The sequence below is a fragment of the Clostridium sp. UBA5712 genome (assembly GCF_002419845.1).
GTDB lineage: Bacteria > Bacillota > Clostridia > Clostridiales > Clostridiaceae > Clostridium_J > Clostridium_J sulfidigenes.
Genome location: NZ_DIGW01000011.1, coordinates 87,617 through 103,741, shown reverse-complemented (window position 1 = coordinate 103,741; position 16,125 = coordinate 87,617). Strand labels below are relative to the sequence as shown.

The 16,125-nt window shown below is 30.7% G+C and carries 14 protein-coding genes; 8 read left to right on the top strand and 6 right to left on the bottom strand.

What is annotated here, in order from left to right:
• Positions 1–94 precede the first annotated feature (94 nt).
• The 5 genes from B3B03_RS06785 to B3B03_RS06765 form a co-directional block, all read right to left on the bottom strand.
• Positions 95–955: a site-2 protease family protein gene (locus B3B03_RS06785; protein WP_346876809.1), complete on the bottom strand. Its 861-nt coding sequence runs from the start codon at positions 953–955 to the stop codon at positions 95–97.
• A gap of 100 nt (positions 956–1,055) precedes the next feature.
• Positions 1,056–1,772 (bottom strand): flavodoxin family protein, encoded by a 717-nt coding sequence (locus B3B03_RS06780; protein WP_346876808.1) that lies wholly within the window; start codon positions 1,770–1,772, stop codon positions 1,056–1,058.
• Positions 1,773–1,786: 14 nt separating this feature from the next.
• Positions 1,787–4,840 (bottom strand): type 2 lanthipeptide synthetase LanM, encoded by a 3,054-nt coding sequence (gene lanM, locus B3B03_RS06775; protein ID WP_346876807.1) that lies wholly within the window; start codon positions 4,838–4,840, stop codon positions 1,787–1,789.
• 158 nt (positions 4,841–4,998) lie between these two features.
• Positions 4,999–5,187: a lichenicidin A2 family type 2 lantibiotic gene (locus tag B3B03_RS06770; protein ID WP_346846774.1), complete on the bottom strand. Its 189-nt coding sequence runs from the start codon at positions 5,185–5,187 to the stop codon at positions 4,999–5,001.
• 21 nt (positions 5,188–5,208) lie between these two features.
• Positions 5,209–5,430 (bottom strand): lichenicidin A2 family type 2 lantibiotic, encoded by a 222-nt coding sequence (locus tag B3B03_RS06765; protein WP_346846775.1) that lies wholly within the window; start codon positions 5,428–5,430, stop codon positions 5,209–5,211.
• A 425-nt stretch (positions 5,431–5,855) separates the two neighbouring features.
• On the opposite strand from B3B03_RS06765, the gene B3B03_RS06760 reads away from it, so the two are divergent.
• The 6 genes from B3B03_RS06760 to B3B03_RS06735 all read left to right on the top strand — a co-directional run bounded on the left by B3B03_RS06760 (position 5,856) and on the right by B3B03_RS06735 (position 12,639).
• Positions 5,856–8,027, top strand: coding sequence for a peptidase domain-containing ABC transporter (locus tag B3B03_RS06760; protein WP_346876806.1), 2,172 nt, complete (start codon positions 5,856–5,858; stop codon positions 8,025–8,027).
• A 156-nt stretch (positions 8,028–8,183) separates the two neighbouring features.
• Positions 8,184–8,831: a TetR/AcrR family transcriptional regulator gene (locus tag B3B03_RS06755; RefSeq protein WP_346876805.1), complete on the top strand. Its 648-nt coding sequence runs from the start codon at positions 8,184–8,186 to the stop codon at positions 8,829–8,831.
• 78 nt (positions 8,832–8,909) lie between these two features.
• Entirely contained in the window at positions 8,910–9,632 is a 723-nt protein-coding gene (locus B3B03_RS06750) for an ABC transporter ATP-binding protein (RefSeq protein ID WP_346876804.1), read from the top strand.
• On the top strand, positions 9,632–10,381 hold the full coding sequence (locus B3B03_RS06745) for a hypothetical protein (protein WP_346876803.1): 750 nt from the start codon (positions 9,632–9,634) through the stop codon (positions 10,379–10,381). Before B3B03_RS06750 ends, B3B03_RS06745 begins: the two co-directional genes overlap by 1 nt.
• A 1-nt stretch (position 10,382) precedes the next feature.
• Positions 10,383–11,621: an MFS transporter gene (locus B3B03_RS06740; protein ID WP_346876802.1), complete on the top strand. Its 1,239-nt coding sequence runs from the start codon at positions 10,383–10,385 to the stop codon at positions 11,619–11,621.
• A gap of 214 nt (positions 11,622–11,835) precedes the next feature.
• Positions 11,836–12,639 (top strand): RelA/SpoT domain-containing protein, encoded by an 804-nt coding sequence (locus B3B03_RS06735; RefSeq protein WP_346876801.1) that lies wholly within the window; start codon positions 11,836–11,838, stop codon positions 12,637–12,639.
• A 231-nt stretch (positions 12,640–12,870) separates the two neighbouring features.
• Here the strand turns inward: B3B03_RS06735 and B3B03_RS06730 are convergent, their stop codons facing one another.
• Entirely contained in the window at positions 12,871–13,215 is a 345-nt protein-coding gene (locus B3B03_RS06730) for a hypothetical protein (protein ID WP_346876800.1), read from the bottom strand.
• A 781-nt stretch (positions 13,216–13,996) separates the two neighbouring features.
• Between B3B03_RS06730 and B3B03_RS06725 the strand changes: the two genes are divergently transcribed.
• Together B3B03_RS06725 and B3B03_RS06720 are read left to right on the top strand one after the other, a co-directional pair.
• Positions 13,997–14,398: a sigma-70 family RNA polymerase sigma factor gene (locus tag B3B03_RS06725; RefSeq protein ID WP_346846783.1), complete on the top strand. Its 402-nt coding sequence runs from the start codon at positions 13,997–13,999 to the stop codon at positions 14,396–14,398.
• Positions 14,399–14,478: 80 nt separating this feature from the next.
• Positions 14,479–16,014 (top strand): virulence-associated E family protein, encoded by a 1,536-nt coding sequence (locus B3B03_RS06720; protein WP_346876799.1) that lies wholly within the window; start codon positions 14,479–14,481, stop codon positions 16,012–16,014.
• The last annotated feature ends 111 nt before the right edge of the window (positions 16,015–16,125 follow it).

The window sequence follows — 16,125 nt, the reverse complement described above, 5'->3', positions numbered from 1 at the left end:
GTATTGTATTTAATAAGCTTAAATAGAGAAATTGAAGTTAAGGCATGGGATTATAGGATAATCACCATGCCTTTAAAATCATTATCATAGAAAGCTACCTTATCCTAGACAGAATAGTATCAATGTACTCTCTAAATCGATTGTCTATAGTCGCTCTTTGATATTCTTTTGCTGTTTTTATTAATTGTGATTTGTCAAAATCATTGAAGTTTTCTATATCTGCATTTTTCTCTAGTAAAGTAAGCAATTTTAATTGAAAATCTACGACTTCAATATAACTCTTTGCTTCCATCCTGTTAGTTTTATTTTGCTTTTTCATAATATTGATAATTTCCATAAAGTAATCTTTTCCTAAGTCATAATTACTGTTTTTTATATAGTGTAATGCTAATAGACTACCGCAAGTGAAAATATCACTTATGTCTTCATGGTTATTAAATACTTGAAATAAATTATCTATTTCAGCCTCTGTTAACTCACTAGCATCAATATCACTTAAATATATATTTTGGAGCCAAACTTTATTTTTAATGCCCTTATCATTTTTTAGTAATAAAAATGCCATCCATCCATCGTTTCCTTCAAAGGGCAGTGACGTTGCTAATGCAATAACAAAATTGATTATACCAAAGGTGGTAATAACTGTTTTAAAGTAAAATTCAGTTTCTATTCTACTTATAAGAATGGCAGGAATAAATAATAATAAATTAGTAAATATGCCCCCTAAATAATAGAGTGAAAAATTCCTTGATACCTGGTTTTTATCAATGCATTTAAACATTTGACATAAGCCATTACTTAAGGAAAAAATGCTATTTTCTTTAAGTTTAACCTTGTTATTCACAACACAAATTTTTATGGGCCCAGCATAAAGGGATTCCAGCTTCATTCCTATGATTTTACCAAAGGCAAAATGTCCAAGTTCGTGGAAAGTAACGGCGATTAAAAATAACAAATAGTAAAGGGTTATTTCATTTATTATTGTTATCCGTAGAAAAAAACTAATTAAATTTAATAATATTAGTATTAAAAGAAAACTTGTATAGTTGAAAAATTTATTCATTATGGCTGTTATCCTTAATTAAAAGTTCTGAAAAACTGTTTGCATTAAAATATCCGTGACTATCCCAATATTTATATTCGTAATGTTCTTTAGGGAAAAATAAATAAGTATACTTTAATTGCTGAAACATAGCCTCTTGCATTGGAGAGGATTCTAAAACAATATTTCCTTCAAGAGCATCTTTTATGATACTTCTTATTGATTGGAGCTTATGAAAAATCTCCTCCTGTGTATCATATGCAAAGAAAGTTTCATTTGAAATAATTACTGCTCCCATATACTGAAACATTTTAGTTAAATAATCATTAACAAAGCTTTCACCATTTGTATCTGTTGTGGTTAGTATTATAACTGGCTTTCCTAACAATTTAAAAATGTGCAACCAATAAGAAAGTCTGTCAAAAATTAGTTTAACATCAGAGGTTACATTATGGGCATACACTGGTGAACTAATAATTATTAAATCTGCAGATAAAAGTAGTTGTTTAAGTTCACTACCTTTATCATCTTTAAGATTATCAAAAATACAAATACCATTACTAAAACAATTTTTACATCCAGAGCAAGGATTAAGGCAATATTTTGTTGGGTCTAAAATAGTATTATTGTATTCACTTTCTACATTGAGTTCATTGAAAATCTCTTCAACATATTTATAGGTTCGAGTATTTAAATTACGTGTACCTATTAGTGTTACAATATTTTTCATATAATATCACCTCTCTAACTTAATACTGAAGGAACAATTTCAGGATTAATCAAACGAATTAGCTCAAATAAAATACCAGTTTCTCCAGTGAATAATCCTATTGAAGAAATATGCTCAAGTTGTTTCAAATGGAATTTACCCTTTGCCTTTTGGGTTGTCATAATCTTGTTCATTATTGTTTTTGCCATGTCATAATCATGTAAATCCCATGTTAAAGAATACCTAGTCAAGAAATATTCTACTAAACCTGAATTACCATGGCATAAACAATCATTTTGGAACATGGCTGACTTCATAATATGGTCATTGATTTTTTCAATTTCTTCTAAAACTTCAGTATAATCTAAATTTGCTTTTTTCATAGTTTTGCAAATTTCAATACGAGAAATTGCCAGACCAGTTAAACCTCTACACCATGATAGTGGCATTTCTTCATAATTGGAGTGGAGATGCTTGTCCTTATCTAATATATCGACTGCAAAATTAAGGTACTTTATTGACTTTGTAATACTATACAATTTATAGAATATTAAAGAAATAGGTCCTAAGCCATGTGCAAAACCAGCCTGAAAATCCTTTACCTCATCTTTTTTAAAGCATGCTAATATTTTTTCAGCATAGGTGATAATATGGGATAAGTATGTTGTATCATGAGAGTTATCATATAATCTAATTAAAGAATTTACAAGGGAAGTTGCTCCATTAAGATAATCAACATCAATTTCAATATTATTCTCTAATTTTTTTAAATACTTATTTATATAACCTTTAACTTTACTTTTTTGTAAATCTTCTTTTTCTAAGAAGGATGCCATGTGTATAAAACTAAAGGTGCTGGTATATCCAATATTTTTTTCAACATATATTATTTGATCTTCCGTATTACACTCATCAATTATTTTTTCAAAATAGCTATAATATTTGGTCTCATTTGTTACTTTATATAAATAGTACATAGCTAATGCAATTCCATAAACACCGTCATAAAAGTCTGCTGATATAACATTATAGGAGTCTTCTTCATATTTACTTGTGTTTACTGTCATCCATAGAAGGAGATCCTCACTTTTAATTCGCTCAGATAATATTTTTTTGCTAAGATTAATAGCACATTCTAAGAAAGTGTTTTCAGTTGAAGAATTTTCTTTAAGGGATTGTACTGTCATTTCATATTCCTTAATTTTATTAGGTATATCATAGTTTCCATATGCTAATTCTATTAAGGAAACTTGTTTCAAGATATCTTCATTACTAATCCTTATAATATGCTCTATAAGATACTCATATGAAGTTTTTGAAGTAAACTCTCCCAGATTTCTATTTGAGCTATATATTTCTAATCCATGGGTGTAATAAGAAAAATAAGGGACATCATTAAACATCATATCTTCAATTTCACTAATAATAAATGTTGAATTGTTAAATTCAATGCTCCACATGTTTTCTAATATTTTTTCTCTATCTAACATATCAGATAAAAAGTCAGGATGATAGGAGTGACCCAATATCTTAGCATATTGATTAGTATTTCGTAATAATTGCCTTACCTTTAACCCTTTAAAGCTTTTAAACACATCTGAATTTAAAATTTCTTCTCTATTATTTATAAAATAATTACATATAGTAGTAAAGCCATCAATTACGTTATTTTTATATTTTTTAAAATCAATCTGTTTTAATGGGAGATTTTGGCTTCCTGGTAGTACAGCAGTTTCTTCTACAAATCTAATCTCATCAGTATTAAGATTAGTGATTTGTAGTACCTTTTCATCAAGGGTTTTCTCTGCTCCAGATAAAGCACTAATGTCTATTCCCTTACTGTTATCACTATTTTTAAGTCTGCTAGTTAATAGCATTATTCTATCAATATTTTCAAACACTTTTCGTTTGATTAGCTGTGTAGTTTTATCATTATCCTTACCATTGAATAATGTAGGTTGCTGCACTATTGTTTCTAAGTCAATAATAACTGGATGTTCGCCATGGGCAATTAAATTTTCCATATGCATATCAGTGCCGTTAAGAAGATACATAAGACCTAATAAATAACCAAATCTTGTATAATATCTTTTTACTTCCTCTTCTGATTGGCAATCTATATGATCAATAAAATCTTCATAGCCATGATCATTGACAGCAAGAGAATTTACAGTTTTCAAAGGCAGAATGGGAGCTCTATCGTTAAGGTAATCACATAACTTAGAAAATGCAATATTTACATGTAAATTCTTTGGCTTATACAATATTTTTCTATTATTTTCAAAAGCTAATGTCATTACGGTTTTATTTCCATTATGTGAATCACCGAGTCCGTAATATATTGTATCAATAATAAAATCTTTTTCATCTATATGAAAATGGCTCTTTAGCTTTATTTTATCTTCATTAATATGGTCAAATACTTCAATGGTATTCTTAATAAACATTGTGGTCATTTCTACAAGAACACGAGCTAATACTGGATATTTATCAAAGAAATTTAGAATGTCTTCTGGATTTTCATATTTGCTAATAAAATATTTATATCTGTCCTCAGTAGTATCTCCAAGAAGAAGGCCTTTTTCTCTTTGCATATTAATTTCAAGGGTAATAGCCTTTATTCCTATGTCACTAATTTGTGAAAAAAAGGATAATAAAATAGACTGAATTGATTCTTGTTTAATAAATTTGATTATTTCTGGTTTAAGCTTACTTCTGATTTCTTTATCAGCATATATTATATAATATCTTAATAAATATGAAAGTTTTGTGTTATCAAAATCAATACATGAGTTGGATAATTCATGTATTTCAATGAGCTTATTATACCAATCAGAATTTTTTGTATAGTCTATGTATAATTCTTTTAATTCCTGATTTGGATTTTTCTCAACAGCAAATGAAAAAATATTTTGGTTATACTTATTTATTTCTAGCATCTTTGAAAATTCAGCATTACTTAATATAGACATATCATTTCGCCAAAGCATAAAAGCTTCTTTATTAAAGTTATTTTTATATTTTAATTGATTTTCTATTATTGAATATCTTTCTTTTATAGTAAGTGCATTATAAAAATTATAGTACATAATATTTTCTCCTCTACCTATTTAGTTACGTACTTCCACAACCTACACAATGCTAAAAGTGGGTACTTTTATTTAGTTATAAATTTTATATTATTACATAAGTAAGAGGTGATGGTGAGCCAACACCTCTTACTTATGATTATTCTATATTTTAATTATTATTTATTGTCCTTACCGCATTTAGTCACTGCAGAACCAAGGTATGAGCCTACAAAAGTTATTAATGCAGAGCATACCATGGTAGATTGAGGTTCTGACATTCCACGTCCACCATAAACGTCCATTAATTCTTTTTCTGACAATTCCTTTAAACTCTTTCCAACAATTTTATCTTGTTTCATTTCCATAACCAGTCTCCTTATTTTTTATTAGCCTAAGCAGTCTTTGTTATATGAAAGAATACCACTTATAGCAGATGCAGATGCAGATATGCACGCCTTTGAGCTTTTTGTTACAAATTTTGATATTGCACTAACAACAGTAGCTGGTGTACCGTTTGTTTCAGATGAAGCACCATATATATCTTGCATTTCATTTTGTGACATTTCCCTTAAGCTCTTTCCACAAATTTCATTTGACATTTTTTGCATTTTTATTCCCCCCCTTTTAATTTGTTAAATTCATCTAACATGCATGTACTTTTGAATTTACATGTTAAATATATCACGAAGATTTTATAATTTCAATATTGTTTACATATTATTAAATATTTTACATTTTTGTTTTTATATATAATATGATATATTAAAATTGAATTATTGTATTTACAAGGTTTCCCAAATAATAGCCATATAAATCTTGTAAATTAAATTATTTATTTCTCATCAGAGCAATGTTTAATTTTTAACAAGTACACAACATGTAAAAAGTACAGTATATATTATTTACAGCAAAAGAAGATTACATTGACAATTTTACATATATTTGGGATAATACAACCATAATTTTTAAATAAATAAGGGTGCTTTTTTATTTATTTAGCTCTTTAAGTTAATGGAAAGGGATGGACACAAATATGGGAAAGTTAAGTTTAGTAGAACAATCTGAACATAGTGAATGTGGTATTGCTTGTATAACAATGATATTAAATTATTGGGGCATTAAATCTACATTAAATGAAATAAGGGATCATTATGGGGTTCCTAGGGGAGGTTTGAGTCTATACAATTTAATTGAGATCATATCTGATCATGGGATAAAAGGTAAAGCCTATAAAATTAACTCAGATGATTTGATGTCGTCAAAAATTAAACATCCAATTATTATTCTATGGAATAATAATCATTTTGTTGTGGTTAAAAGTATTAAAAATAAAGTAACATTATTTGATCCTGATAAGGGAATTTTGAAGGTTTCAAAAATGGAATTTGAAGAATCATTTAGCCAGGTTATTCTTAGTTTTGAACCAACTGATATGATTATTGATACGGGGAAAAAACAGAAACAATCACATGTAGAGACTTTGCAAAAAATCATTATGAATTTCTTTGTGAAGCAAAAAAAATCACTAATATTCTTACTTGTATCAATGATAATTTTACAGTTATTTTCAATAATTGTGCCTACCTTTATTAGACTTCTCATTGATGGCAACAATGTTGTAAGATCACTACTTCAAAGAACTTTATTAATAGTGCCTGGGTTTATTATAATCTTTATAATTTATACTCTGATGCAATTTTTAAATGACTTATTGCTGGCAGAATTAAAATATAACTTTAATGGGAAGATGATAGATAAGCTAATTAAGAAGATTTCGGAAATCCAATTTAAGTATTTTATAAATCGTGCCTCTGGTGATTGGATTTATCGAGCAAATTTAATAAGTTACATTCAGCAATTACTAAGCCAACAATTTTTAAAATCAATAATTGAAATTATTTTAGTAGTTGTATATCTCTTTATAATGTATTCTTATTCTCCAATTCTTACTTTCATAACTGTTGGAATAGGTGCTATTATTATTTTTTCATCCTTATTCTACACAAAAATGCTATTTAATTTTAATAGCAAAGAAATGATTTTGCAGAATCAAACTCAAAATATTATTATTGAACTTTTTGAAGGAATGGAAACAATAAAATCTCTAAACCTAGAAAATATTTTTCTAAAGAGATGGTCAGAAAAATTCAAGCTAGAACGCGATCTTACTTTAAAGAAGGATATAAAAATTTCTGTCTTAGGTAGTTTTATAAGTTCAATATATTACTTTACTCCTATTATTTTAATATTGATTGGTACAACATTAATTTATGGACAAGGAGTATTTTCAATAACCCTTGGAAAATTAATAGGGTTTATAACTTTATCTCAATCTTTTCTCTCACCCTTGAATGGGGTTATGAGTACATTTATACAGATGACTGTTATTAAGATACAGTTTAAAAAGATAAATGAAATATTTGCTATAAACTCTACAAAACATCTTAATTCAGATACACACATGCTAGAAAGAATTGATCACATTGATTCTTATAGGTTAGAAAATATATCTTTTAAACATTCAATATTTGATGGGCTAATACTAAACAATATTAATCTATCCATCCATAAAAATGATAAAATTGCTGTGGTAGGTTCAAGTGGTTCTGGGAAGAGCACATTATTAAAAATTCTTGATAATTTATTAGAACCTACTGAAGGTGAAATCTATATTAATAATCTAACTATAGATAAATACTCTAAAGAGGCTATTAAAGATGCTATAGGAATGGTTAATCAAAATCCTATTATATTTAATGAAAGCATTCTTTACAATATTACCCTTGGAGAAGAAAATTATGATCCTGATTTTTTACAACGAGTTATTTGTGATTCAACTTTAGATACATTGATAAAAGAATTACCAATGGGATTATCTACTACCATATCAGATCAAGGAATGAATTTATCTGGAGGTCAAAAACAAAAAATAATACTAGCAAGAATATTATTTAGAAACACTAAGATGCTACTATTAGATGAACCAACCAGTGCCCTTGATTCTTTATCAGAAACTAAAATAATTGATAATCTCTTAAAAAAATCAATTCCATGTATATTAGTATCGCATAAAGCAAATTTAGTTAAGCGATTCGATAAAATCATTGTGATTTCAAGTGGAACTATAATGGAGTGCGGTAATCATGAGAGTTTGATTAAAAAACAAGGTATTTATGCAGAAATGTTTGCAGCAGAAAAAGAATAATTTCTTATTAGGTGCAATCTATAAATTTCATAGAACCATATTGAATGACAAATACTATAGTTTATTATATTTAGATTAATAGTATATTAGTGCTTGACAAGAAAAATCATCAATGATAATATAGATACCAACGGTAGGTATGGAGGTGGATGCTGTATGGCACGAAATAAATATCCAGAAGAAACAGTTAACCTAATCTTAGAGGAAGCATTGAAGCTCTTTATAGAAAAAGGTTATGAACACACTTCAATTCAAGATATCATCAATAATTTAGGGGGGCTTTCCAAGGGGGCAATCTATCATCATTTTAAATCCAAGGAGGAAATTTTTCAATCAGTATGTGAGAAGATTGGCAATGAAAATACGGCTTATTTCAATAAACTCCGTGATGATAAGACAATTACTGGCTATGAAAAGTTAAAAACAATGATTAAAGCCGGCTACGCTAATCCGGGTAGTAATGCGATTATAGCAATGTCAAACAAAATTATGAATGATCCTAAATTTGTGATGAAACAAGTTATAGAAATCTATGAATTGATTGTCCCATGCTATATAGAGCCTATCATCAACGAGGGAATAAGTGATGGTTCAATTGAAACCGCTTATCCAAAGGAACTTGCTGAGGTGATCATTACACTAATGAACATTTGGGTAAACCCTGCCATTGCAAAATCTACACCTGAAGAAATGCGTAGGAAAATGGAATTTTTCAGTGTGATTTTGAATGGAATAGGAATTGATATTTTAGATACAGAGACTATCTTACAATATGTTGAGTACAGTAGTCGCTACAATGGGTAGAAATAACTGCTCCTCAGGGGGCAGAATATTTTTGGTAAAATACATACCGAACGTCGGTATATGAATAAGGAGAAGTATATGGAACATCAATTTGCAGTGCATACAAACAGACTATGCAAGGAATTTTATGGCAAGACCGTATTAAATCGTCTAGAAATGAAAGTTAAACAGGGTGAGATTTATGGCATATTAGGTGTAAATGGAGCGGGGAAAACAACCCTCTTAAAGCTTATGGCTGGGCTGCTTGAGCCAACTGAGGGTGGTGCATATGTTCTGGCAAAAAATGCTTGGGCCCAACGAGACCAGGTACTCGGTAACATCGGTAGTCTTATTGAGGTACCATATTTTTATGAGCATCTGAATGCTACTCACAATTTGTCCATTCATCTTAGATATATGGGGATGGATGCAGATATATCAAAAGCCCTTGAACGTGTCGGTCTTGGTGATGTGGGCGATAAACCAGTATCAAAGTTTTCTCTTGGCATGCGTCAGCGTTTAGGCATTGCTAGAAGTATGATACATAGTCCCAAGGTATTGCTCCTTGATGAGCCCATTAATGGACTTGATCCTGTTGCAATTAAGGAAATGAGAGATTTATTTATTTCCCTTAAAAATCAAGGGATGACAATTTTACTTTCAAGTCATATTTTAAGCGAAGTTATACAAACCGTTGAAAGAGTTGCGGTCATTGCAAATGGCACGTTAACCCTTGAAGCTAATGTGAAGGACTTAATTGTAGAGCATGAAAACAATCTTGAAGATTTCTTAATTGAAAAAATGAGAGGAGGGAAATTATAATGATAAAACTTATAAATTTAGAACTTGAAAGAAACAAAATTAGATCTTATATTGTGGCATCCTTTCTTATCTTGATTTTTGGATTTGGATTTTGCTTTTTAACAGCATATATACCACAAATTGAACAATCACAGCAGATGATCCAAATTAGAGGAGGCGTTTCCCTGCCTACAGATTTGAGTATGTTTAGTCAATGGAATAATTTTATATCTTTGATTTCCATACTGTTTGTTGCTGCATTCGGTGTCTTATCTGCTATCATGCACGCTAAATTTACAGTTGAAGAATATACTGGGAAAAGAGCAATTCTATTGTTCTCATACCCAATAAAGCGAAGCAAAATTCTCTTTGCGAAATGCAGCTTTGTGTTTTTCTTTATTGCCATTGCGGTATCTATATGTAATATTGTTGCAATCAGTATGTTTGCTTTTTTATCAAATACTTTTCACATTTTACCCAATATGTTTACAGGTGAAATGTGGCCAAACCTACTTGTTACAACAGGAGTTTCAGCACTGCTGGCAGCTTCAATAGGTCTTATAGCAATGCGTATAGGATTTTGGAGGAAGTCATTGGTAGCTACTGTAGTAACATCCTTTCTGTTAATTATTCCATTTGGCAATATGATGTCGTTTGTACCTGAAAATTCTTTGCAAATCAGGCTAATAGGAATGGTTGTTTTACTAGTGTTAGGTCTTGTAGTATTTATGGAGCTGTTGTCAAAGGTAAATAAGATGGAGGCATTGTAATATGGAACAAACAAAACTATTTAATAGGAACTTTACACTTGTAGTAATCGGACAAATCATTTCAATGTTTGGTAATGCAATCTTGCGATTTGCGCTTCCTCTCTATCTTTTGCGAGAAACAGGCTCAGCATCTCTTTTCGGAATTGTAACAGCGTCCTCCTTTCTTCCCATGATTTTTCTCTCATTTTTAGGAGGTATTTTGGCTGACAGAGTGAACAAGCGAAATATCATGGTAGCACTTGATTTTTTAACGGCAAGCATTGTTTTTCTGTTCTTTATGGCTCTTGGAAAACTGCCCATAGTTCCACTGTTTATTGCTGTTTTAATGTTGCTTTATGGCATTAGTGGCACCTATCAGCCAACAGTGCAAGCAAGTATTCCATTGCTGGTTTCAGGAGATAAAATTTTATCAGCAGGTGCGGTAGTCAACCAGGTTGGTGCACTGGCAGGGCTTTTGGGGCCTATTATTGGTGGTATGTTATTTGGTGCTTTTGGCATTGTACCCATCCTTCTCATTAGTATTGCTTGCTTTGCTGCCTCTGCTATAATGGAGATTTTTATACACATACCCTTTGAAAAAAGAAATAATGCAATGAAAATATCTGCAATTATAAAAAGTGACTTTCTTGACAGCACAAATTATATGAAAAAAGAAAAACCGGTCCTCATTAATATCATTGGTCTGGCTACTATTTTCAATCTGGTACTATCATCAATGCTGATTGTTGGCATGCCTATTCTAATTATTGGCATACTTAAAATGAGTGATGAGCTGCTTGGGTTTTCACAGGGAGCCATGGCACTTGGCGGACTTTGCGGAGGAATCTTAACCGCTGTATTCAGCAAAAAACTAAAGCTTACAAGTTCACACATTTTGATGTTTCTTTGCAGCCTATCCGTGGGGGTCATGGCAATTCCACTGCTACTAGGCATGGCAAATATGGTCAGTTATGTAGTAATTACAGCCACAAGCTTTGTCATCATGGCACTTGCCACAATGTTCAGTGTACAGATGATTGCAGCAGTTCAAAGTGAAACACCGCCAGAGCTTGTGGGAAAAGTAATCGCAGTGATGATTTCTCTCTCCATGTGTGCACAACCGATTGGGCAAGCCATATATGGGGTAGCTTTTGATGAATTTTCAAATCATACAGGGATTATTCTGCTAGTGGTTGGAATTCTATCTGCAGCCATCTCCCTTACATCAAAGGATATATTTAAAAATATGGATGCATCATGATAGTTCTTATTATGAGCAATCCCTCTAAAACTAACCTAAAGTCCCTACTAAAGTAAAGCTTATTTTAGTAGGGACGTGATAATGCTATTTTTTACGTTTTTATATGGGCAATACAATTTGTTATCTTTTATCATTTTGAGTTACAATAAGTTTAAAATATCATAAAATATATTTATTATGGACAAAATAAGTAAAACTGAAGGTGGCAAGATTTATGATTTTAGATAAAGAAACTTTTTTAAGTAAATATCATCTTAAGAATGAAGAGATTATAAAGAGTGGAATAGTTTGGGACACTTTAGAAGAAATATATATGGATTTCAATATGTATAAAGAGGCTTATGAGACACAAGCAGAATTTATAGCAAATACACTTAGGGCACATAAGAAAATACATACGGTAAAATCTAGAGTAAAGGATTCTGAAAGGCTTATTGAAAAGATTATTAGAAAGACAGAGGATAGAAAATCAAAGTATGGAGAGGATTTTCAATTTTCCGTTTCTAACTATAAAGAAGAGATAAATGATTTGATAGGTATTAGAGCCATACATATATTCAAGGATGATTGGGAAGATATACATAATTATATTCTGGGAACTTGGAAGGTTGTTGAGATAACTGCTAATGTACGAGAAGGGGATGATACAAAAATATTTGAGGAATTAAATATACAAATTAATTCTAGAAAATCAGGATACCGTTCTGTCCATTATCTTATAGAATTTTTTCCAACTAATCAAAAGGTTATAGCGGAAATTCAAGTAAGAACCATATTTGAAGAAGGTTATGGAGAGATTGACCATCAACTTAGATATTCTCACAAAGAGATCCCAGAGGTCTTAAAATTAAATCTTTTGCTATTTAACCGTATAGCAGGAAGTTCCGATGAGATGGCATCCTTTATAAATATGTTAAGCAAAAACTTGATGGAAATGGAACAAAAGTATGAAAAGATTATAGATCTTAAGGATAAAGAGATAGAGGATTTAAAAAGACAGGTAACCACAAATAAATAAATGTTACTAACACCAATAATTGTCAGGTAGTATGTCCTATAATGATTAATGGATTAAATTATTTATTGTATCGAAATTAAGGCATGGGACCATCTTATGATCTCCATGCCTTTAAAATAATTCTTATAGAGATATATTTTCATTAAATTATTTATACTCACAAACTTCTAATCTCTACATCCATTAAGGCATCTGAAAATAAATAATAAGTGAAAGTTGATTTTAATATGCCTATTTTTTATCTTTCCTAACCACAATTACAGTTAATACAAAAATGATAAAACTCACAATGGATATGACTAAAAGTGCCATAAACCAAGTATTGTGCCCTAATGCATTATTATCTGCCAATACCCCTTGAAACATTAAACCTGCAGTCATTGCTAGTCCACAAAAAATATCAATAACCAAATCAAATCTTTGAATTAACTTGCCAACTGAATTATCTCTCTGTAAATTCTTTCTAATATGTAGGGATTTATAAAAATTCAAAACTATAATTATAAACAATACTACATAGGCGGAAAATACAAATCTAAAATGAGACATAACATCATTTAAAGGCTCCACTACCATTCTATAACCTCCTAAAAGAATAAAATTAAAATATTATATACTTTAATTTTATTGTAACTATCCAGTTACTCCTACTAATTGTAAAATATATACACGTATATAGCAACATATTTGAAAAACACTTTTATGGATAAAAACAATAAATTTTCAAAATAATTCAAATAATTCCTTGACCTTCCCTTAAAAATGTCATATAATGTAACTATACTTTTATGGAATTCGGGTTAATGATAAAAGTATTTGGTAGAAAAGACATAAATAAAAGGATATGTTAGGTTATATTAAGGGGAAATGTAGGTAAATGATATATTATCTATATTATGATTAAGTAATTTAAAGGGGAAATTAGTATAGAGAGGGGGATTAGATGTAATTGATTCAGGTGAGATGCCCAATTTGCAATAATAGATTATTCGATGTGGAAAATAGCTACGTTGGAATTATAGAGATAAAGTGTAATAAGTGTAGAAAACTTCTGGGGGTAAAAAATAATATTAAATTAAGAAAAATAGAATTTTCATATACAATGAGTTAAGATATAGGTTAAAGTATAATAAAACATACCGAGCAATGGAGTGATTAACTACCGAATAGCCGGATGGTTGCTAAATTAGCAGTCATCGGCTATTTTTTTATTTTAACAGAATTTAATCCATCTAGGGTTAGTTTTTAAAGCCTTTCACTGTGGAAGGCTTTTTTTATCCCTTTATAAGCATCTCCACCTAGGCTTTGAATAGCTTCATAAAAGTTTCAAAATAATTTGAAGCTAGGAGAGATGAATATGAAAATTAAGTATGAATTTATTACAGGTGAAGTTCAGAAGGTAGATATCCCTGATGAGCTTATTAAAGTTGTCATGGAGATAGAAAGGCAGGTTCATAATAATAATCGCAAGGAGAGACGCAAACACAATTCTCTTGAGGAAATGGAGGAGCATGGTTTTCAATTTAGATCTAATGATATTGAAGTTATTGAGAATGTAGAAGAAATATTAATTAATGAGAGTCTTTATAAAGCACTAGGTAAATTATCTTTCGATGAGAGAAAGTTAATTTACCTAGTGTTTTTTCAAAGGAAAACCATTGTGTCCATTGCCAAAGAGAGAGGGGTTAGTGAGGGAAATATAAGAAGGATTCTTAAGCTCATATATAAGGAAATAATAATCCTTTTAAAAAAACTTTAAGAAATTTTCAAAAATAGCTACGAATTAATTGCTACGAAGGCTTTATATATAGAGGGTATTTTTTTGAAGGAGGTTTATTTATGGATATTAATATTAATGTGAACTTTAATTGCAGGGAACTTATCAAGGTTTTAACATTGTCAGCTAGGTTTTTTAAAGCTTTGGATGAGAAGGAGTCTGAGGCTTTAGGTGCTGACGGTGAATTACCTAAGGATCAGGAAGAGGGACTGATTTGGAAGTTAGAGGATGTTAAGGGGGAAAGTGAGGAAAAGGATGCTAAGGAAGAAAAGGCATCGGTGAACTTTACAAAGCCAATGACTAAGGACGAAATAGAATCTGAGAATTTTAAGAAGCCAATAACTAAGGAAGAAAATCTAAAGGGGAAAATAGCTTTAAATGAATTTTCCCATAGAACTATGATTAAGGGTAATCTACCCTGGCATAGGCTTCTTAATAAAAAAGAAGGGGATCAGTGGAAGGACAGTGACGATTCATCTTTAAGGCATTATATAGAAAAGGTTTATAGGATAACTAGTCCCATGAAGATTAATGATGGTCTTTTAATTGTAGAGGAGAAAAATAAGTTTCATCCCATTAGAGATTACTTTAACTCCTTAGTGTGGGATGGAGTTAAAAGAGTGGACAACCTATTTATAGATTATCTAGGAGCTAGTGATACTAAATATAACAGAATGGTTACAAGAAAAGCTTTAATTGCTGGGGTGGCTAGGATTTTTAATCCAGGAGTGAAGTTTGATTATATGCTGGTTTTGGTTGGAAAACAAGGTGTAGGCAAGAGTCATATTTTAAGCCTTCTTGGGCAAAACTGGTACTCAGATTCCTTTAACACAGTGCAAGGGAAAGAAGCCTATGAACAACTTCAAGATGCTTGGATTATAGAAATGGCAGAGCTTACTGCTGCAAAAAAAGCAGAGACGGAGGCAGTTAAACACTTTATATCTAAGAGGGAAGATATCTATAGAGTTGCCTATGGAAAGAGGGTTACAAAGTTTCCAATGCAGTGTGTATTCTTTGGCACCACCAATGAAATGGACTTCTTAAAGGATAAAACAGGGAACAGAAGGTTTTGGCCTGTAATGGTAGAGAAACATAGAATTAAAAAGAATTTATGGAGAGAGGATATAAAGGCTGAAATCCACCAGATTTGGGCAGAAGCTGTGGAGCTTTGGAAGATGGGAGAAGGGTTATACTTAGAGCTAGAACTAGAAAAGCAAGCAGTTAAAATCCAAGAGAAGCATACAGAGAGAAGTTCCATAGAGGGATTGATTCATGAATACCTTGAAATGCCTCTTCCTGAAAATTGGGAGGACCTTGATGTGGCAGCTAGAAGAAGTTATATTCATGGAACTAACTTTAAGGAAAATATAATACCCACTAAAAAAAGAGATAAAATATGTGCCATGGAGATATGGGTGGAGCTATTACAAGGAGATCCTAAGTACATGAAACCTATGAATTCTAGAGAAATTAATGATGTGCTCCGTGTCCTTGAGGATTGGGAACCCTATAACATGGGCACAGGAAAGCTGAGATTTGGTAAAAATTATGGATGTCAAAGAGCCTTTATAAGAAAGAATAATTATGAAAACACTTAAAAGCTGTATCCTTGATTCCAAAGACACAGGGAAAGACACAGTTAAGGACACGCCTCAAACCTAGTAATAATAAGGGCTAACCCCCTATGTATCTATTATGTCCATGATATT